This window comes from Agrobacterium sp. rho-8.1 (assembly GCF_033957725.1).
Taxonomy (GTDB): domain Bacteria; phylum Pseudomonadota; class Alphaproteobacteria; order Rhizobiales; family Rhizobiaceae; genus Agrobacterium.
In genome coordinates, this window is record NZ_CP192788.1 from 1,383,037 (window position 1) to 1,401,465 (window position 18,429).

Here is an 18,429-nt window from a genome sequence, read left to right on the forward strand (position 1 = left end):
ATGCTGATCGATACACACTGCCACCTGGATTTTGCCGACTTCGATGCGGAGCGCGACGATATTATTGCGCGCGCTCATGCATCCGGCGTGGCCCAGATGGTGACGATCTCCACCCGGGTCGCGCGCCTGCCGGAGTTATTGAAGATCACGGAAAAATATCCGTCCGTATTTTGCTCTGTGGGTACGCATCCCAACAACGCGGATGAAGAACTCGACATCACAGCAGATGATCTGGTGCAGCTGGCCAACAGTCACGACAAGATCGTCGCCATCGGCGAGGCGGGTCTCGACTATTTCTATGACACGCAGAAACCGGAAGATCAGAAGACCGGCCTGCGACGCCACATCGAGGCTGCGCGTGTCACAAGGTTGCCGCTCGTCATTCATAGTCGCAGTGCCGACGACGACATGATTTCCATCCTGCGCGAGGAAAGCGGGAAGGGGGCGTTTCCCTTCATTCTCCATTGCTTCTCGGCAGGACCGGAACTTGCAAAAACCGGCGTGGAGCTTGGCGGCTACGTTTCGTTGTCCGGCATTCTGACCTTTCCGAAATCACAGGATATCCGCGACATAGCCGCAACCATTCCGTTGGACCGCCTGCTGGTGGAAACCGACGCGCCCTACCTTGCACCGAAGCGTTGGCGTGGAAAGCGCAACGAGCCGTCTTACGTGGTCAACACCGCTGAGATCTTGGCAGAGGTTCATGGCATCAGCTACGAAGAGATGGCACGTATAACCACCGAAAACGCCTTCCGCTGTTTTTCGAAAATGACGAAGGTGTAGGCTGTGACAGGCTTTCGGCGTCGCTTCACGATACTCGGTTGTGGCTCTTCGCCCGGTGTGCCGCGCATCAACGGCGACTGGGGTGCCTGTGATCCTGATAACCCCAAGAACCAGCGCACCCGCGCCGCCTTCATGGTGCAGCAATTTTCGCCCGACGGTGGCGTGACGACCGTTGTTATCGATACCGGGCCGGACTTACGCGCACAACTGATCGCGGCGAAGGTTGAGCATATCGACGCCGTCCTTTACACCCATGCCCATGCCGATCATCTCCACGGCATTGACGATCTCCGTGGTTATTTCATCTCCAGCCGCAAACGCATTCCCATCTACGCAGACACCGTCACCATGCAGCGCATTCGCTATGGCTTTCCCTATTGCCTTGAGACGCCGCAAGGCAGCAATTATCCGCCTATCGTTGAACCTCACCTGATTGCCGATATGGGCGTGGAATTCTCGGTCAGCGGGGCAGGTGGGACAATCTATTTCAAGCCTCACATGCAAACGCATGGTGATACTCACTCGCTCGGCTTTCGCATCGGCGACATCGCTTACTGCACCGACGTCAGCGATTTTCCGCCGGAGGCAGTGGCAACGCTTGGCGGTCTCGACGTATTGATTATCGATACGCTGCAATACAAGTATCACCCCAGCCACCTGTCCCTAGAACAGTCCCTGGGCTGGATCGAGAAGCTTGACCCAAAACGGGCCGTGCTCACGCATATGCACACACCACTTGATTATGACATAGTCTTGCGTGAGACGCCGGATCACGTCAAGCCCGGCTATGATCAGATGCAATTTGAAATCGAGCTCGCAGTTCAGGGTTAGCGGTGCGTGACCGCCATGAATAAGCCAAGGGAATATGATGCCGACAAAACCCTTCAGCGCCCCTAGTCTCGCAAGTTTTTTCGATAATCTGCGTTCCACGCGACTGCGCGCTGTCTTTCGTCGCGGCGAGCTTGCTCTCGTCGTGCTTGCCATCTTCGTCGGCGCTGCTGCGGGCCTTTTCGTCGTGCTGATCGGCGCCGTCGCCACTCAGCTTCATGTCGTCATCTTCGGTGTGGAGAGGCTCAGCAGCAGTGATCTCTCCAGCTGGATCGTGCTGGCCGGGCCGCTGATGGGTGGCATTCTGCTCGGCGCCTTCATCTTCGTGATTTCCAGAACCCGCAAAAAGCCGATGATCGACCCGATCGAAGCCAATGCCTTGCACGGCGGACGCCTGTCGCTCACGGACAGTATCATCGTGTGCGCGCAAAACATCATCTCCAACGGGTTTGGCGCATCCGTGGGATTGGAAGCTGGCTACACGCAGGTTGCAAGCGGCATCGCATCCAAACTGGGTATCAATTTGAAAATGCGGCGAGGGGACATGCGTATCCTCGTCGGCTGTGGCGCAGCAGGCGCCATTGCCGCGGCCTTCAATGCGCCTTTGACCGGGGCGTTCTACGCCATCGAGCTCATCATCGGCAGCTATACGATCGTCACGCTTGCACCCTTGATCGTTTCTGCGCTGGTTGCGACCGTCGTTGCTGGGCTGTTATCGCAAAACGGCCTCAGCATCGATATCTTTGGCACCAGCGAAGTTACGCCGCCCGACTACCTACCGGCGATCTTTCTGGGAGCGGTCTGCGCTGGCATCGGCATCGTGCTCATGCAGACCGTATCCTTCATCGAGGAAACCGCGCGTAAAAGCAAAATTCCGCTGTGGCTGCGACCGGCTATGGGTGGCGTAGTGGTTGGCGCCTTGGCACTGATCTCGCCACAGGTTCTCTCCAGCGGTCACGGTGCTCTACATCTCAACCTCGATGCCAATATGACACTGGCCGGGTTGATTGGGATTTTTCTTTTGAAAGCCGCCGCCAGCGCGATCTCCATAGGATCCAGCTTCCGCGGCGGTCTGTTTTTCGCCTCACTCTTCATGGGGTCGCTGATTGGCAAGATCTTCTCCATTTGCGCGCCCTATATCGGTTACGGCGACACCCAACCCATCGTCTATGCCGTCATCGGTATGAGCGCTTTTGCGGCTGCCATCATCGGCGGACCATTGACGATGACGTTTCTCGCTCTTGAACTCACTGGCGATTTCCAGATCACGGTGTTGGTGCTCGCAGCCGTGATCACCACGTCTCTGGTGGTGCGCACGACCTTCGGCTACTCGTTCGCCACATGGCGCTTCCACCTTCGTGGTGAAAGTATCCGCAGCGCCCACGACATCGGCTGGATACGCGACCTGACGGTTGGGAAGATCATGCGTGCCGATGTCCGAACGGCAAAAGTCAGCATGGGCCTGCCGGCGTTCAAGGAGACGTTCTCGCTCGGTTCAACGCAACGCGTCATCATGATCCATGACGACGGTCGCTACGCCGGCATCGTTCTGGTCGCTGAAATCTACGCCGACCCGATGGAGCGCGACGCTGAAAAAATCAGCCTTGAGAGCTATCTGCGCTACAAGACCGACGTGCTGCTCCCGACCATGAACGCCCGCCAGGCTGCGGCCTTGTTCGACACGACGGAAAGTGAAGCGCTGGCTGTGGTCAACGACAGGATCGAAAACAGACCCATCGGTTTGCTGACCGAAAGCCACACGCTGCGTCGCTACAGCGAAGAACTGGATATCAGACGCCGCGAAGCATCGGGAGAGATATAATGCCGGTTGATTGGTGTGTCTGTCATCGAAACAAAATAGGGCATCGAGACAAGATCGGGTTAGTCCAGAACAAAGGACTTACCACATGTTTGCGCATCCAAGTCCGATCAATCAAGGTGAGCTATAAACGTCGATATGCAGGCGGCGGCGGTATCGGCTTTTGATTGCAAAAGAAAGTGCGGCCCGTTGATCTTAAAAATTGTATCGGGAGCAAAGTCGAAATCGCGAGAGATTTTCGACGGTATCAGTCGATCGCGTGTCGCTTGAAGATAGATAAAAGGAGAAGGCAATTTTTGTAGGTGTTCTCGTACATCGACTTTGAGAACCTCTTCCAATCTTCCTGCGATCGTTTTGGCGGGGACCAATCTTAAAGCGCGCCTAAACTGTTGAGAAAATGCCTTACTTGACCATTGCCCCATGAGAAGCGGCTGGATGAGCCACGTCAAAAAAGTCGATCTCACCGGCAACACTCTTGCGATCCGGGCGAATTTAGAGGGTAGACGAATAGGCGATCGCGCAAACGTCGCAACGAAAACGACGCCTCTCAAACCTCTAGGCTTTTGCGATGCCAGCATGATAGCCAACGGCCCTGAAAAAGATTCTGCTACAACGATAAAATCCTCGTCGGGAACTGCATCTTCAACCCATTTGAGGAGACTATCGTATCGGTATATGTCCGTAGGATATCGGATCAGAGAAACCGCGTTTTCTCGGGCCAGTACAGCCTCAACTTGCGTTAGAAGAAGTCCAGTTCCATCCAATCCAGGCAGAATACATATTTTCATGTCGCATTATTATCGTTCAGAGACAGGTGCCGCCAGCCTTATTGCAAGCATGTTGTTGACGGAAATTGCCTCATCGCCGATCACCGAAACACACGAGAAAGCTCTAAAGAGGCGGTTTCGGCTTCGGAGCTTCACTGGAATTGCCAACCATGACAAGCCGTTACCCAGAACTTGATGATATCCAATCCCTTGAAGAGACGCTTCAGCGGCCGGACGTGAGGCGATCAAAAGACGATCTTGAAGCATTGCTGGCAGTCGGTTTTGTCGAATTCGGGGCCTCAGGTAAAGTTTACAATCGAGCGACTGTTATCGATCGTTTGATCCGGGATGATGGCAGGAGCGATAATAATCTCAGGTCAACCCATTACGCTCTGACGAGCGTGTCTGATGATGCTGTGCTATTGACCTATGAAAGTGAGAGCACACAGAAAGACGGGACAAAACGGCATGTTTTGCGGAGTTCGATCTGGAAGCGTAATGGACACCGGTGGCAGATGCTTTTCCACCAAGGTGCGGTTAAGCCGAGTTGATTGCGGCGTTCAGATCGAGGTCGAGAAGAGGACCATGGTCTGACAATACAATAATACCACTCGAATTGTTCCATAATATATCTTATGCGATATTTGTATATAGCGCCCATTTATAAATGCGACAGTTGGGCCGGATAGAAATGCGACACTCTCCTCGCACGACGACGCTGGTCAATATCAACGTTGGGAGCAAGGATGCGCGGCAATGTTCAGCCTGACTGCGGTCAGAAGCGTTCGGAGTCGTCATGTCCTTTTTGATCACCATACAGATTTCGCTGATTGGCCCTATCTTCAAGCGAGCAATAGAAGCGCTCAAATGCGTTTTCTCCATAATGTGTCGTGTAAGGTCATACCGACCAGCATTGCGATAACGAACAGAGCGGTTTGGGGCAGCCCCAGCGAAAGGGATGCAATTGCCGGACCTGGGCAAAAGCCGCCTAGCCCCCAGCCGAGACCGAAGAGAATTGATCCGCCAACCAGCGGTGCATCGACCCGCCGGTTCTTTGGCAAATCGAAAGTGTCGTGCAGAACAGGATGCGGCATGCCCTTTATTATCTGCATTCCGACAAAGGTGATCAAGACTGCACCACCAAGAACGAATGCGAGACTGGCGTCCCATAAACCGAAGATATCGAGGAAACCTTGAACGCGTACCGGGTTCAACATTCCGGAAAGCGACAATCCAAATCCGAAAACCACGCCCGATCCAAGCGCCGCCGCAAATTGAGATATGGCTCTTGTCATGATCCCAGACCTCGAAGAGCCGCAACAGCGACCACGCCAGCAATCAGGAACGTCGCTACAGCGACGATGGATCGCGGAGAAAGGCGTGCCAGACCCAGCACGCCGTGACCACTGGTGCATCCCGATCCCATGCGAGTGCCGAACCCGACAAGTAGCCCGGAAAGGACGATTAGTGGCCAGCCGGCGATCGTCTGTATGATGGGCCAACCGCCAAACAAAAACAGATAGACGATTGGTCCAAGCAGCAGCCCGACGATAAAGGCGAGATTGGTCGCCACATCGATCCCTAGAGCCAGACGCCCGACTATCCCGCTGACCCCGGCAATGCGTCCGTTGAGGATCAACAGCATGACGGCAGACAAGCCAATCAGCATGCCTCCGATCGTGGAGAGAAGATATGTGTTCACTGATCGTCCTCCACGCAGAAAATGTCATAGAGTGCGCCGACCAGTTTTGCGGCCTTCTTCTCTGTCAGGCGGTAAAAAATCTGTTTACCGTCCCTGCGCGTTTCAACGATGCCGGAACTGCGTAGGACCGTCATATGTTGGGACAGATGCGGTTGGTGAACATCGACTTTTTCTTCCAGTTCACCGACGGAGTATTCGCCATCTACCAGCGTACAGACGATCATCAACCGTGCGGGGTGCGATAGAACCTTCAAGAGACTTGAAACCGTGTCAGCACGCAGGGACATCTCCGCAGGTGCTAGTTTAGCCTTTGTTTTCCCGTCTATATTCATGACCATGTGGCCCCCTGTAGTGCGTTCAACGGAAACTTGAGATAGCGCTCGCCATTGGCTTCAGGTTCCGGCAGACGCCCTCCCCGAATATTCACCTGCAATGCATGCATAATAAGCTTCGGCATGGGAAGTGACTGATCGCGTTTCGTTCGAAGGGCAACGAATTCTTCCTCGCCAATACCGACGACATGCGGGTTGAACGCTTTTTGAACAGCCACAGTGCTTTCCCAGCGCGGTGCCCGGCCACCCGGTTGATAGTCGTGGCCGGTAAATATCCGCGTTGAATCCGGTAACGTGAGGATGCTCTGAATAGACTGCCACAGGCGGCGAGCATCGCCCCCAGGAAAGTCGGCACGGGCAGTTCCGCTGTCTGGCATAAACAGCGTGTCGTTTACGAAGGCGGCGTCGCCAATGACATAGGTGATAGAAGCGAGCGTGTGCCCAGGCGAAAACAGTACCCGCGCGTCAATCGAGCCGATCTTGAAGGTCTCGCCATCGGCAAATAGTCGATCCCACTGTGAGCCGTCAGTGGCAAAATCCGGCCAGTGGTAGATCGCTTTCCAAAGCTCTTGAACACCGACCACGCGCTCACCGATCGCCGTCTTCGCACCGGTCTTTCCCTTCAGATAGTGAGCTGCTGAGAAGTGGTCGGCGTGAGGATGGGTGTCGAGTATCCACTCAACGATCAGGTCATTGTCGCGGATGTAGTCGACGATCGCGTCTGCATTGATCGTCGCAGTGGCACCGGATTTTTCATCGAAGTCGAGCACAGGGTCTATGACCGCGCACTTCCGCGTTGAAGGATCCGACACGACATACTGAATGCTCGATGTGCGTTCATCGAAAAATCCCTTCACCTGAGGCCTTCGCGCTGCATGCTCCCTAAGCCAAGTCACAGCAATGCTGGTATCTAAGCCGTTGCGGCGCCCGAATTCAACCACCCCATCAACGGACATGCGATCGTCAAGAGCCTCACCTATCAAATATAGGCTAAGGGATCGGGTTCCGGTTTTGCAATGGGCAAACACGCGGCCCTCCGATTGATCAACTGCCTGCTGAAACGCACGAACGTCCGCCTCTGTTATCGTGGTAACGCTGATGGGAATGAATGAATAGGAGAGGTTAAAGCGCTCTGCCTCATCCCGTTCGGCGCGGGTGCCCGGTTGAACATCGTCTTCTTTATCCGGCCTGTTATTGATAAGGGTCGTAAATCCTAGGTCACGAAGAACCATGATGTCTTCGAGAGCAGGCTGCGTTGCGACGGAGAGTTTTGGTGATAATGCGACGGCTTGCATGAAGGGCTCCATAAATACGATATATATTATATTATTATATATATCGTATAATTGTCAAGCTATGAGAAACTGCCCTCTCTGTTAAGGAGCGACCTCATGTTCCAAGGGAATTGACGAAGCCAGAGCCAAGCTGCAAATAGCTCTTGGGTATTTTGGCCAGTCCTTCTAAAAGCGATCTGAAGACTAGACTTAAGAAGAGAACGATGCCGCAAATCTATGTCGATGCCGATGCTTGCCCTGTGAAGGCGGAGATTTTGAAGGTTGCTGAGCGGCATGGACTGGAGGTCACGTTCGTGGCCAATTCGGGTTTGCGACCGTCCCGTGATCCCATGGTCAAGAATGTGATTGTATCAAGTTCTTTCGATGCGGCCGACGACTGGATTGCGGAGCGCGCTGGCGACGACGATATCGTTATCACCGCTGACGTTCCCTTGGCTGGACGCTGCGTTGCCAACGGCGCGCAGGTCACCGGGCCGACGGGTCGAATCTTTGACAAGACCAATATCGGCATGGCGACTGCGATGCGAGATTTGGGCGCGCATTTGCGTGAGACAGGTGAAAGCAAGGGCTACAACGCGGCCTTCTCGCCTCGCGACCGGTCGCAGTTTCTCGAAACGCTTGACCGCCTCTGCCGCCGCGTCAAAAGATAGGCAACGCATCGGAGTGCCATAATGAAACCCACTCAGCCTCGGGTCAGCAATTTCTACCGCCATCGTCCTTTTCTGATCGCGATCGCGCTCGCTGCACTGGTCCTGATCGGCTCACTGATCGTCACGCCCTCCCTGGCGGTTGAGGGTGCTGCCATCGTCTTCTTCCTGACCTATCTGGTGATCATCCTGTTCCGGCTCCCTCGCCTCACCGCCGCTCATTTGAAGGCGCATGCCGATAGCGACGACCTCCCCGCCATCCTGATCATCGCGATCACCTTGCTGGCGGTCGGTGTAGCGGTCGCGTCTCTTTTCAGCGCGCTCAATCATACGAGTGGTGAAACGGTCTGGTCGCTCACTCTTGCTTTTCTGTCCGTCGTTTTCGGTTGGTTGACGATTCACACCATGACCGCGATGCATTATGCTCATGTGTTCTGGCGTCCGACAAAGGCCACCGGCAGACAGCAAACGCACGGTGGCATGGACTTCCCTCAGACCAAAGAGCCAAGCATTTATGAATTCCTGTATTTTTCCATCGTCATCGGCATGACGGCGCAGACATCGGATGTCGCGGTGACGACGACCTCAATGCGCAAGGTCGTGCTTTTGCATTCTATCGTGTCTTTCTTCTTCAACACCGTGCTGGTAGCCGCGGCAGTGAATGCCGCGGTGTCGCTCGCAACGTGATCTGCTCATCCAGAATAAGGAATCTCCATGAAAATCATCTCTCAAAACACCGCGTTTGGCGGCATGCAGGGCGTTTTCACGCATGATTCAGACGTCAACAACTGCGAGATGACCTTCGCAGTCTTTGTACCGCCAAAAGCAATCGAGGCGCCCTGCCCGGTTCTCTGGTATTTGTCCGGCCTAACCTGCACCCATGCCAATGTGATGGATAAGGGTGAATACAGGCGCATGGCGTCGGAGCTCGGCTTGATCATCGTCTGCCCGGATACGAGCCCACGCGGCAATGACGTCGCAGATGAACTTACCAACTGGCAGATGGGCAAAGGCGCCGGATTTTACCTCGATGCGACTGAAAAGCCTTGGGCCAATCACTACCAGATGTACAGCTATCTCACGCAAGAGCTCCCTGCCCTCATCTCTGAACAGTTCCGGGTAGACATGAACCGCCAAGGCATCTTCGGACACTCCATGGGTGGCCATGGCGCTATGACGATTGCCTTGAAAAATCCTAGCCGCTTCAAGAGTTGCTCGGCTTTCGCACCTATCGTCGCTCCCTCATCCGCCGATTGGTCCGCGCCTGCCTTCGAAAAATATCTCGGAGAAGACAGGGCCGCATGGCGTTCATACGATGCTTGTGCGCTGGTCGAAGACGGCGCGCGCTTTCCCGAATTCCTGATCGATCAGGGCAAGGCCGACAACTTCCTTGAATCAGGCCTGCGTCCTTGGCTGTTTGAGGAAGCGATCAAAGATACGGACATTGATCTGACGCTGCGCATGCACGAGCGCTACGACCACTCCTATTATTTCATCTCCACATTCATGGACGATCATTTGAAGTGGCATGCAGAACGCCTTGGCTGATTACTGAGGCCGCCAAAAGATCAATCCGGCTTGCGATGTTCCAGTCGCAAGCCCTTGGCGGTGCGATTGGCGAAACCAACCCAATAGGTATGTTCGGGTTTCAGGCTGCCATCCTTGTCGGCTGCCCATACGCCATCGTCAGACCGCTCGGTGAGATCGAGATAACGTGCCTTGGTCTCATCGTTCTTGAGCTTCAGGTCGAACCAGGCGGTGGCGAAGTGCTGGGCGATGTTGTTCATGCGCACCGTGTCCCAGACCGGGTCGGCATAGTGTTCGAACGGCGCAAAGCCCAGTTTCTCGTTCATTGCCCAGCTTTCCGCAGGTGCTGGCATGGTGGCGGCCGCATTGTGGTTGGCCTCAGCGAAGGTCAGGAGGTAGCGGTCGACCGGCATCTTGCCTTCGAATATCTTGCGAATTCCCTTTTGATAGTCGGAGACGTCGTCTGCGCTGCCCGCCATGAAGAGGATCGGCACCTTGATTTCAGCCAATCCCTTGTCGTCCCACATCCCACGCTGCATGCCCCAGGGCGCGATGGCGATGATGGCTTTGAAGCGGGGATCGAAGAGGGCCTCGTGTTCTTTGGTTCCGGCCTGGTGAATGGCCAGTGCGCCATCATTCGCGCTCCAGTCTGCGTCAACGGCCTTTTCCGATACACCGGCACCAGCCGTCACCACGGCGCCATATCCGCCCATTGAATAGCCGATCAAACCCGTCTTGGAGACATCGACGAGACCTGACAGAAAGCTGCTTTTATCGGCAGACAGTCTTGCTATTTCATCGAGGACGAAGCGCTGATCAAGCGGGCGGTTGACCAGCGTGCTGCCGAAAGCCGTCTGATCGTCATAGGTGCTGTCGGTATGGTCGATCGCAGCAACGACATATCCCTTGCTGGCAAGATTTTCCGCAATCGGGCTCAACAGGAAGCGGTTGCCCGGATAACCATGCGAGATGATGACGAGCGGGAATTTTTCGCCATTGGCCTTGCGTGGCTCTGCGTCACGCTTGGCGCGTCCCCTGAGGGAAACCGATGTCTGTCCGTCGCGCAAGAGAACGCTGTATGTGCCGCCGCCATCGGCATTGTCGGTCGGGTACCACACTTCCAGCTGCAACGGGCGGTCATAGCGCGGAGGTTCCTTGCCGGGCTCGATATGAACGATATCGATCTGCTTTGGATTGACCACCTTGAGGCTGCGGACGCCAACAGGAAACGTACCATAGGGCGCGAGAAGCGGCGCGTCCGGTCTAATTCTGTCGATGCGGTTTTCGTCTGCGTGAAGGCTGAAGGGCATGAGGACAGAGAATGTCAAACCAATGATACCGAGAAACTTCACCTTATCCTCCGTCAGCCGTTGCAACCACTGCCTATCCAAAGATTATGACGGTGAATTAAAAACGGCTCGGAAACAAGGCCGTCGTGACAGCGGACGGGTGGTTCAGGCGAAACTCGGTGATCACGCGCTCGGCAATGCCATGTGCAAGTTCGCGCTGGATAGAGGATTTGTCGATGCCGAGAATGGTGGCGGTGAATTTTGATTCTGCGATAACCTCGCCGGTCTGCACAGCGGCGGCACGAACGATGACACGTGCAGACGCCCGCTCTCCGAACATCAGCGACGCGTTGGAAACGTTCAAAAGACGAATGGTGAGGACAATACGCGGGCGGGTTTTATCGCGTGTAGTAGACTCGATCGCGTTGGATATCTCATATTGGATCGATTGCATCAGCTCGGCTGATATCTCGGGTCTTGCAGCCACGAACGCGCCACGGACGTCGTAGAGCAGCCGATCGGCATCACGCGCCTCCGGCTCAAGCCGGAAAGACATGAGGGCGAGCGACATGGGTAGAATGACGCAAAGGCGCTTCAGCGAATGATGCATGATAGACGCCTCCCCCAACGTCAGGCTCTGCATCCATCATCATCATTTACGGTTAGAAAACCGTTAAAACGTCAAGCGCGGTTTGCCCGAGCAGCTCGCAGGACGTCAACAGCCGCACGCATGTCCACGAAGCGCTTGGCAGTTCGAATTTGCGCGTCTTCGTCTTCGCCCCATTGCTCGGCCGTCCAGTTCTCATCCAGATGCGCAAGCGCCCAAATCTCTTCTACGCTGCGTTCACCCTCAGCCAGGGCAAGCGCCAGAAGAGCAGAGCCGGTCAGCGTCGTCATGGTATGGAGCGCCGCAAGCTCGATCGGCGTATCGTATCTTCTCACCGTGACGGCAAACGCCGCAATCGCTTCGCGTGGTTGGTCTTGGTGCATGACACCCTCGACCAGAATGAACCGTGCGCCAAGCGTGTTGGCGGCCCAGTCGATGATGGGGTCCCATTGCTTCGACTGGCGTTCGACAAGAGCCTGCGGCTCGCCTGCCCTGTAGCAAAGAAGATCGCTGGACGAAAAGCGCAAGATATCTTCGAACACCGCCTGGGGATCGCTGGCAATGCCATCGATAGCGGTATTGATATGGCGGGAAACAGGCATGATCGTCGGATCGACGACCTCGACCTGCGCATCCCATTCATCTCGTAGCAACTGCGCAAGCGCACGCGTCGGCACGGTCAGCACGCTTTTCGCTGGCGTGCGCATCGTCTTGCCGTCGAGCAGAACGGTAAAGCCACCCTCCTCCGTTTCACCAACGGTCACATCCTTGTAGAAACGCTTTGGCAGAGGCTTCTGCATCTGGATTTGCGAGCGGCGAATGGGATCTGGATGGCTCAGACCCTCTGTCAAATCATTCAACAGGTCACGCATGATACGTCCTCATCAACCCGGAATATGACCGGGAATTTCACTAGGATGGTTGACGATGGCGTCAGCACCCGCTTTCCAGAGATCTTCGACGGATGCGTAGCCCCAGGCAACGCCAATAGCCTTGGCACCCGCGGCCTTCGCCATCTGCATGTCGTAAATCGCATCGCCGATAACAATGGTATCTGCCGGAACGATGCCCGTCTGGCTGCAACATTCCGTCACCATGGCCGGATGCGGCTTGGAAGGGCAATCGTCGGCCGTGCGCGAGACGATGAAGTGCTGGCGAAAACCATGGGTGTCCATGATGAGATCAAGGCCGCGACGCGACTTGCCCGTCACCGCACCCATCGACAACTCAGCGCGTATGGCCAATGTCTCGATCATGGCGCCAATGCCATCGAATGCTGGCTCCTCAAACCCGGCTTCTGCACGTGTTGCTCCGAAGATCGCCTTATAATGCGCGGTCATCGCAACGGCTTCATCATCCACATGCGGCTTTCCCTGCATGCGGGCAATGGCGATATCCAGCGTCAGACCGATGATGGATTTCGTCAGCGAGACGTCAGGCCGATCATAACCGAAATGGACGAAGGTGCGGGCCATGACCTCATGGATCAGTCCGGCGCTATCGACCAGCGTGCCATCGCAATCAAACAGAACAAGTTTCATTCGTCGTCCCTGTCGCCATCGGCCACGTCGAGACCCAGCAGGTTCCAGGTCTGAACCATGTGCGGCGGCAAGGGCGCCGTTACGCGCAGGCGTCCACCAGAGGGATGAGGGATGTCAATCTTTCGTGCATGCAGATGCAGGCGTTTCTGGACACCACCGGGGAAATCCCAGTTGGTGTCTTCGACATAATATTTCGGATCGCCGATAATCGGATGGCCCATGTGAAGCGCATGAACGCGCAGCTGATGCGTACGGCCCGTATAGGGTTCCATTTCCAGCCATGCGAGGTTTTGCGCAGCGGTATCGATGACGCGATAATAGGATATGGCGTGGTCGGCGCCCTCCTCACCATGCTTTGCAATCCGCATCCGATCACCATCCGGCGTTTGCTCCTTGACGAGCCACGTCGAAAGCTTGTCCTGATGCTTGCGCGGCACGCCCTTGACCAGAGACCAATACGTCTTCTTGGTATCGCGCTCGCGGAATGCGGCAGTCAACTTTTGCGCGGCACCTCTGGTGCGGGCAACGACGAGAACGCCTGACGTATCGCGGTCGATGCGGTGAACCAGACGCGGCTTCTCGCCCTTGGAGCTTGTCCATGCTTCCAGCAGACCATCGATGTGACGGTTGATGCCGGAGCCGCCCTGCACGGCTATGCCAGCAGGTTTGTTGAAAACGAAGACTTTTTCGTCTTCATGCAGCAGCATGCGCTTCAACAGATCGACATCGTCAGCGTTTTTCAAATCGGTCGAGCTGATCGGCCCGCCCTTGACCTTTGAATCGACATCCAATGGCGGAACCCGAACCATCTGCCCGGCTTCCACGCGTGCATCCGTCTTCACGCGACCGCCATCGACACGAACCTGACCGGAACGCATGAGCTTTTGCAGCGGACCGAAGCCGAGGCCGGGATAGTGGATCTTGAACCAGCGATCGAGCCGCATGCCGGACTCTTCGGCTTCAACCTTGATGTGCTCGATACCTGCCATGACGATTCTAGTCTTTCTTTTATTGGGCGCCGCATCGTTGATGTGCGGCATTTGGGTTGCCTTTAGAACAAACTGCGCCCCAAGGCCAGCCCGGCAAAGATGGCGGCGAAAGAAAGGGTGAGACTTCCCGCCAGATAAAGTGCCGCCTGCCCCATGTCTCCACGCTCGAAAAGCGTCACCGCATCCAGCGTAAACGAAGACCATGTGGTAAAGCCACCGATGACTCCGGTGACGATAAAAACCCGCATTTCGGCCGAAGCATCGAAGCGACGGGCCACCACCTCGACCATCAGGCCGATCAGGAACGCGCCAACGATATTGACGGTGATCGTACCCCAGGGAAAATTCGGACCAGCGAGACGCACACTCCAAACGCCCACGAGATAACGGGCAATCGAACCGATTGCGCCTCCGGCAGCCACGAGGGCGATGTTGAGCATGAGAATCTCCAACAGGAACTGACGACCATAAAAGCCGAAATGATGTCTACGACAAAGGTCAGGAAAGAGAAAATCCCCAACCTTGCAAACGTCATAAAAAATCCATTGATGGATCCGTTAAGATACGCCTCAATTGCAACCAATGGATTTAATTGAGAATAAATACGCCGCTGCTACCTTGGTAAAATTCAAGATCAGGAGGGTGATCGCATGGTGCAAGTTTTGACAGTTTCAGCGACCACCGCCGGATATGTGGCCGACAGCATCAAGTCCGTCCAGCGTCCGTCGAGAAAGGCGGAGGTTGAGCAGGCCGTTCGTGAACTCGCGCGAAAGACCGGCCAGAGCGATGAGGCGGACGTCAATGTGATGACGGCCATCGTCAAGCCATCCGCGATGTCGACGCATTTCCTGACGGCCGGGCAACATCAGAACCCGCAGGCCACTCTCGAGGAAGTCATCGAGGCCTATGAGGAAAACAAGGGTCGCGCAGAAGTCTGAGCGGTCTCGTCTACCAGATTGACTGCCGGGTCGAGATAACTCCCCGGCAGCTTTTGTCCGATCAATTGTGCTGATGCTTGTCCTGGCCACCCTTGGCTGAGCCGACGTTCATCATCACATCGACCTTCCCGGCCTTCTCGAACGTCAGTGTGACAGGCACCTTGTCGCCCTCGGCGAATGGTTTGCTGACGTTGAAGAACATGAAGTGAAGGCCACCCGGCGTCAGTTCGACTGTCTTGCCAGCGGGAATGGCGATACCGGCATCCAGTTTACGCATTTTCATGACGTCACTGACCATCGCCATTTCATGAATTTCGGCACGACCGGCCAGTGGTGATGCCACCGAAACCAGACGATCATCAGCAGAACCATCATTCTTGATCGTGACGAAACCGCCGCCGACCGGTTGTCCGGGAAGCATGGCCTTGCTCATCGCACCAGAGATTTCCAGATCTCCGGCTTTGACGACATCTGCCATCTCTTCCATGGCGCCGTGATCCTTTGCAGCCGAGCTGTGGTCATGCTCGGCACCTGAGGCCTTTTGCGCGACAATGTGAATGGTGGGGGCCGGATTTTTCAGCGCATGCGGGTCCTGGCCGTTCGCAGCGATCTCATCCCAGCGTGCAGTTCCGTTCTTCCCGCACACCTGCGTCACCTTGAATGGCAGGTTGGTATCCGCATCGACGCCTGAAATCTTCCCCTGCACATTAAAGGTATCGTAATAGGCATCCGGCAGATCGCCGCCTTTCCATCGGATCTCCACTGGTCCGCTTTTAACCTCGGTACCGTGGTTCATGTAGCTCTTCTGGTAATCGCCCTGCATGATCTCGATGTCCCAACCGGCTTTGGGCTGCGGTTTTGCCGAAATGAACCCTTCCGGAAGCTTTATGTCCACCTCTGTGGTGGCAAGACCACCCTCGCAACCATGCGGAACCTGAAGGGCAGCGACGATGGTGCTCTCCTGTGCGGCTGTGGGGTTGACGAAGCTGGTGTGCGCGAACGCCGGCACGGCAGAAGCGGAAGCCAGCAAAGCGGTGTAGAGCGAGACGTGGCGAATATTCATCTTTGGATCCTCTCGATTGCGGCTCCTGGAGCGCGGCAATCGTCGTTTCAGGGGAAAGTGTTTTTCAGGATCAAAGAGAAACAGGCGGTGCTCTCGCTCTGGGGCGGTGGTCATCGACACTCCGCGATGGCGACATGTAAAGCGTCGGGCGATTGTCGAGCCACGCGAAATGCGCCCTCACCCAAGACGTCGTGTCCGGTGTCGGGAGAAGAATCGAGGACGCCAGAAGGCAGGCTTCGCAAAATAGCAACGGCATGCCGGAGTGATCCGACTTGCTGGTTTTATGCGGCGTATCGACGTCCGCATGTGCCGCGCAAATCTCGGCAAAACTTCCATCGGGAAAACGGTAGGCTTCATCGAAAGCAATTGCAGGAGCTGCCATAGCCGCGACGGGCTTGTGAGCAAAACCCAGCGACAGCATCAGCGTGGCGCAAAAGATGCGCAGAATCGTTTTCGCCGATACCTGTTGCCTGCTCATCGAAGCTCTCATGGCACGAAGCGATATCTCGGTTTTTGTCGTAAATCAAAGTACAATTGCACCGCAGCGGAACCGCTGCCTCCAAAGCTACGTTCCCTCAACGTTCGAAAACCGTGAGGATACGATCATCATGCCTGCAAAATCCAAAGCCCAACAAAAGGCCGCTGGGGCCGCACTTGCCGCAAAGCGTGGCGATATGCCGAAATCACGTTTACAAGGCGCTTCAAAAACCATGGCTAAGTCCATGACAGAAAAGGAACTTGAAGATTTGGCATCAACTAAACACGCGAGACTGCCAGAAAGGAAAGATGACTCAGGACATCCGGTCCGTCGCTGATCGATCTGCCAAGCCCCTCATTGATCGATGGCGCAACCGGAACAAAAAACTGTTTGGCTGCGTCATTTGGTCCTTGCCAAGAAACTGGCTTAGCAGATAATGAAAGTCTATCCCGCTGGGAGACACCGCCTCAGGGCGGGGCCGAAGGAGCAACCGCCCCGGAAACTCTCAGGCAAAAGGACCAGCGGAAAAGGACGGAACTCTGGAGAGAAGCCACCTGCATAAGGACGGCTCGCCGAAGGGATAACAATCTCAGGCGACAAGGACAGAGGGGGCTCTTGAACCCGGCACTTTCAACGGTGTCTTGACATGAGCCCGCGCGACATCGCGTAACCCTGGAGGCGTCCTTGGCCGATACAGCCGAGTTACAAGTCACACCACTGCACTCCCTTCATCTGTCTCTTGGCGCCCGCATGGTGCCCTTCGCAGGTTACGACATGCCTGTGCAGTACCCTGCTGGCGTCATGAAGGAGCATCTCCACACCCGCACATCCGCTGGCCTGTTCGACGTGTCCCACATGGGCCAAGTTATCGTGAGGGCGAAGTCCGGCAAGGTTGAAGACGCAGCCCTGGCACTCGAAAAGCTGGTTCCGGTCGACATCCTCAGTCTGAAAGAAGGCCGTCAGCGCTACGGTTTCTTCACGGATGACAATGGCGGCATTCTGGACGACCTCATGATCACCAACCGTGGCGATCACCTTTTCATCGTCGTCAACGCCGCCTGCAAGGACGCCGATCTCGCGCATATGAAAGCGCATCTTTCCGATAGCTGCGATATTACACTGCTCGATGACCGCGCCTTGATTGCTCTCCAGGGTCCCCGTGCCGAGGCTGTTCTGGCCGAACTTTGGGCGGGCGTTTCCGCCATGAAGTTCATGGATGTGCGTGAGGTACCGCTCCACGACGTCCTCTGCATCGTCTCGCGGTCCGGATATTCCGGCGAAGACGGTTTTGAAATTTCCATTCCGGCCGACAAGGCCGAAGAGGTTGCGAAGGCACTGCTTGAACACCCAGACTGCGAAGCCATTGGCCTTGGTGCCCGCGACAGCCTGCGTCTCGAAGCTGGCCTCTGCCTTTACGGCAATGATATCGATACCACGACATCGCCTGTCGAGGCCTCGCTTGAGTGGGCCATACAGAAGGCACGCCGCACGGGCGGTGATCGCGAAGGCGGTTTTCCTGGTGCAGACCGGATTTTGGACGAACTCGCAAACGGCACGACCCGTCGCCGTGTAGGCCTGAAGCCGGATGGCAAGGCACCCGTGCGCGGCCACGCCAAGCTTTTTGCCGATGCGGAAGGCAAAACTGAAATCGGTAAAGTCACGTCAGGCGGTTTCGGCCCCACTGTCGAAGGCCCGGTTGCCATGGGTTATCTACCAAAAGAATTCGCAACACCCGGCACGGCTGTTTTCGCGGAAGTTCGCGGCAAGTATCTGCCAGTGGCCGTTGCCGCCCTGCCCTTCATTACACCCACTTACAAACGCTAA

General features: G+C 55.8%; 23 protein-coding genes and 1 riboswitch. Of the genes, 10 read left to right on the top strand and 13 right to left on the bottom strand.

Going from position 1 to position 18,429, the window contains the following annotated elements; translation table 11 throughout:
• Genes RMR21_RS06975 through RMR21_RS06985 form a run of 3 tightly spaced genes read left to right on the top strand, consistent with a single transcriptional unit; the run spans position 1 to position 3,433 of the window.
• Complete coding sequence (locus RMR21_RS06975; RefSeq protein ID WP_498669933.1) at positions 1-783, top strand: TatD family hydrolase; 783 nt, start codon at positions 1-3, stop codon at positions 781-783.
• Between the two features lie 3 nt (positions 784-786).
• The gene (locus tag RMR21_RS06980; protein WP_498669934.1) at positions 787-1,614 is read left to right on the top strand and encodes an MBL fold metallo-hydrolase; all 828 of its coding nucleotides are present in this window, start codon (positions 787-789) and stop codon (positions 1,612-1,614) included.
• A 37-nt stretch (positions 1,615-1,651) separates the two neighbouring features.
• Positions 1,652-3,433, top strand: coding sequence for a chloride channel protein (locus RMR21_RS06985; protein ID WP_498670100.1), 1,782 nt, complete (start codon positions 1,652-1,654; stop codon positions 3,431-3,433).
• A gap of 107 nt (positions 3,434-3,540) precedes the next feature.
• Here RMR21_RS06985 and RMR21_RS06990 read toward each other — a convergent pair whose 3' ends face one another.
• On the bottom strand, positions 3,541-4,218 hold the full coding sequence (locus tag RMR21_RS06990; RefSeq protein WP_498669935.1) for an alpha/beta fold hydrolase: 678 nt from the start codon (positions 4,216-4,218) through the stop codon (positions 3,541-3,543).
• Between the two features lie 149 nt (positions 4,219-4,367).
• Here RMR21_RS06990 and RMR21_RS06995 point away from each other — a divergent pair, with 149 nt between their 5' ends.
• Complete coding sequence (locus RMR21_RS06995; RefSeq protein ID WP_498669936.1) at positions 4,368-4,748, top strand: nuclear transport factor 2 family protein; 381 nt, start codon at positions 4,368-4,370, stop codon at positions 4,746-4,748.
• A gap of 312 nt (positions 4,749-5,060) precedes the next feature.
• Here RMR21_RS06995 and RMR21_RS07000 read toward each other — a convergent pair whose 3' ends face one another.
• From RMR21_RS07000 to blh, 4 genes are read right to left on the bottom strand one after another with little or no spacing between them, the layout of a single operon-like run.
• Positions 5,061-5,492 carry a DUF6691 family protein gene (locus RMR21_RS07000; RefSeq protein WP_498669937.1) on the bottom strand — a complete coding sequence of 144 codons (432 nt, stop codon included), beginning with the start codon at positions 5,490-5,492 and terminating at the stop codon, positions 5,061-5,063.
• Positions 5,489-5,899: a YeeE/YedE family protein gene (locus tag RMR21_RS07005; RefSeq protein ID WP_498669938.1), complete on the bottom strand. Its 411-nt coding sequence runs from the start codon at positions 5,897-5,899 to the stop codon at positions 5,489-5,491. Before RMR21_RS07005 ends, RMR21_RS07000 begins: the two co-directional genes overlap by 4 nt.
• Positions 5,896-6,237 carry a sulfite-sensing transcriptional repressor BigR gene (gene bigR / locus RMR21_RS07010; protein WP_498669939.1) on the bottom strand — a complete coding sequence of 114 codons (342 nt, stop codon included), beginning with the start codon at positions 6,235-6,237 and terminating at the stop codon, positions 5,896-5,898. The genes RMR21_RS07005 and bigR overlap by 4 nt, the downstream gene beginning before the upstream one ends.
• Positions 6,228-7,526, bottom strand: coding sequence for a bifunctional sulfur transferase/dioxygenase Blh (gene blh, locus RMR21_RS07015; protein WP_498669940.1), 1,299 nt, complete (start codon positions 7,524-7,526; stop codon positions 6,228-6,230). The genes bigR and blh overlap by 10 nt, the downstream gene beginning before the upstream one ends.
• Before the next feature lie 203 nt (positions 7,527-7,729).
• On the opposite strand from blh, the gene RMR21_RS07020 reads away from it, so the two are divergent.
• Genes RMR21_RS07020 through fghA form a run of 3 tightly spaced genes read left to right on the top strand, consistent with a single transcriptional unit; the run spans position 7,730 to position 9,721 of the window.
• On the top strand, positions 7,730-8,176 hold the full coding sequence (locus RMR21_RS07020) for a YaiI/YqxD family protein (RefSeq protein WP_498669941.1): 447 nt from the start codon (positions 7,730-7,732) through the stop codon (positions 8,174-8,176).
• Positions 8,177-8,197: 21 nt separating this feature from the next.
• On the top strand, positions 8,198-8,860 hold the full coding sequence (locus RMR21_RS07025) for a DUF1345 domain-containing protein (protein WP_498669942.1): 663 nt from the start codon (positions 8,198-8,200) through the stop codon (positions 8,858-8,860).
• Between the two features lie 27 nt (positions 8,861-8,887).
• Positions 8,888-9,721, top strand: coding sequence for an S-formylglutathione hydrolase (gene fghA / locus RMR21_RS07030; protein ID WP_498669943.1), 834 nt, complete (start codon positions 8,888-8,890; stop codon positions 9,719-9,721).
• 20 nt (positions 9,722-9,741) lie between these two features.
• On the opposite strand, the gene RMR21_RS07035 is transcribed toward fghA, so the two are convergent.
• The 6 genes from RMR21_RS07035 to crcB all read right to left on the bottom strand — a co-directional run bounded on the left by RMR21_RS07035 (position 9,742) and on the right by crcB (position 14,566).
• Positions 9,742-11,052, bottom strand: a complete 1,311-nt coding sequence (locus tag RMR21_RS07035) for an alpha/beta hydrolase family protein (protein WP_498669944.1) — start codon at positions 11,050-11,052, stop codon at positions 9,742-9,744.
• 55 nt (positions 11,053-11,107) lie between these two features.
• Positions 11,108-11,599, bottom strand: a complete 492-nt coding sequence (locus tag RMR21_RS07040; RefSeq protein ID WP_498669945.1) for a hypothetical protein — start codon at positions 11,597-11,599, stop codon at positions 11,108-11,110.
• A gap of 71 nt (positions 11,600-11,670) precedes the next feature.
• On the bottom strand, positions 11,671-12,468 hold the full coding sequence (locus RMR21_RS07045) for an ATP12 family chaperone protein (RefSeq protein ID WP_498669946.1): 798 nt from the start codon (positions 12,466-12,468) through the stop codon (positions 11,671-11,673).
• A gap of 12 nt (positions 12,469-12,480) precedes the next feature.
• On the bottom strand, positions 12,481-13,137 hold the full coding sequence (locus RMR21_RS07050; RefSeq protein WP_498669947.1) for an HAD-IA family hydrolase: 657 nt from the start codon (positions 13,135-13,137) through the stop codon (positions 12,481-12,483).
• Complete coding sequence (locus RMR21_RS07055; protein WP_498669948.1) at positions 13,134-14,126, bottom strand: RluA family pseudouridine synthase; 993 nt, start codon at positions 14,124-14,126, stop codon at positions 13,134-13,136. The genes RMR21_RS07050 and RMR21_RS07055 overlap by 4 nt, the downstream gene beginning before the upstream one ends.
• 62 nt (positions 14,127-14,188) lie before the next feature.
• Positions 14,189-14,566 carry a fluoride efflux transporter CrcB gene (gene crcB, locus RMR21_RS07060; protein ID WP_498669949.1) on the bottom strand — a complete coding sequence of 126 codons (378 nt, stop codon included), beginning with the start codon at positions 14,564-14,566 and terminating at the stop codon, positions 14,189-14,191.
• 210 nt (positions 14,567-14,776) lie between these two features.
• Here crcB and RMR21_RS07065 point away from each other — a divergent pair, with 210 nt between their 5' ends.
• Positions 14,777-15,064, top strand: coding sequence for a hypothetical protein (locus RMR21_RS07065; RefSeq protein WP_498669950.1), 288 nt, complete (start codon positions 14,777-14,779; stop codon positions 15,062-15,064).
• Positions 15,065-15,125: 61 nt separating this feature from the next.
• Here the strand turns inward: RMR21_RS07065 and RMR21_RS07070 are convergent, their stop codons facing one another.
• Both RMR21_RS07070 and RMR21_RS07075 read right to left on the bottom strand, forming a co-directional pair.
• Entirely contained in the window at positions 15,126-16,127 is a 1,002-nt protein-coding gene (locus RMR21_RS07070) for a copper chaperone PCu(A)C domain-containing protein (protein WP_498669951.1), read from the bottom strand.
• Positions 16,128-16,197: 70 nt separating this feature from the next.
• Positions 16,198-16,605 (bottom strand): hypothetical protein, encoded by a 408-nt coding sequence (locus tag RMR21_RS07075; RefSeq protein ID WP_498669952.1) that lies wholly within the window; start codon positions 16,603-16,605, stop codon positions 16,198-16,200.
• Positions 16,606-16,735: 130 nt separating this feature from the next.
• On the opposite strand from RMR21_RS07075, the gene RMR21_RS07080 reads away from it, so the two are divergent.
• Both RMR21_RS07080 and gcvT read left to right on the top strand, forming a co-directional pair.
• Positions 16,736-16,942, top strand: coding sequence for a DUF3008 family protein (locus RMR21_RS07080; RefSeq protein ID WP_498670101.1), 207 nt, complete (start codon positions 16,736-16,738; stop codon positions 16,940-16,942).
• Between the two features lie 106 nt (positions 16,943-17,048).
• Positions 17,049-17,136: riboswitch (glycine riboswitch) on the top strand.
• Positions 17,137-17,289: 153 nt separating this feature from the next.
• Positions 17,290-18,429 (top strand): glycine cleavage system aminomethyltransferase GcvT, encoded by a 1,140-nt coding sequence (gene gcvT, locus RMR21_RS07085; RefSeq protein WP_498669953.1) that lies wholly within the window; start codon positions 17,290-17,292, stop codon positions 18,427-18,429.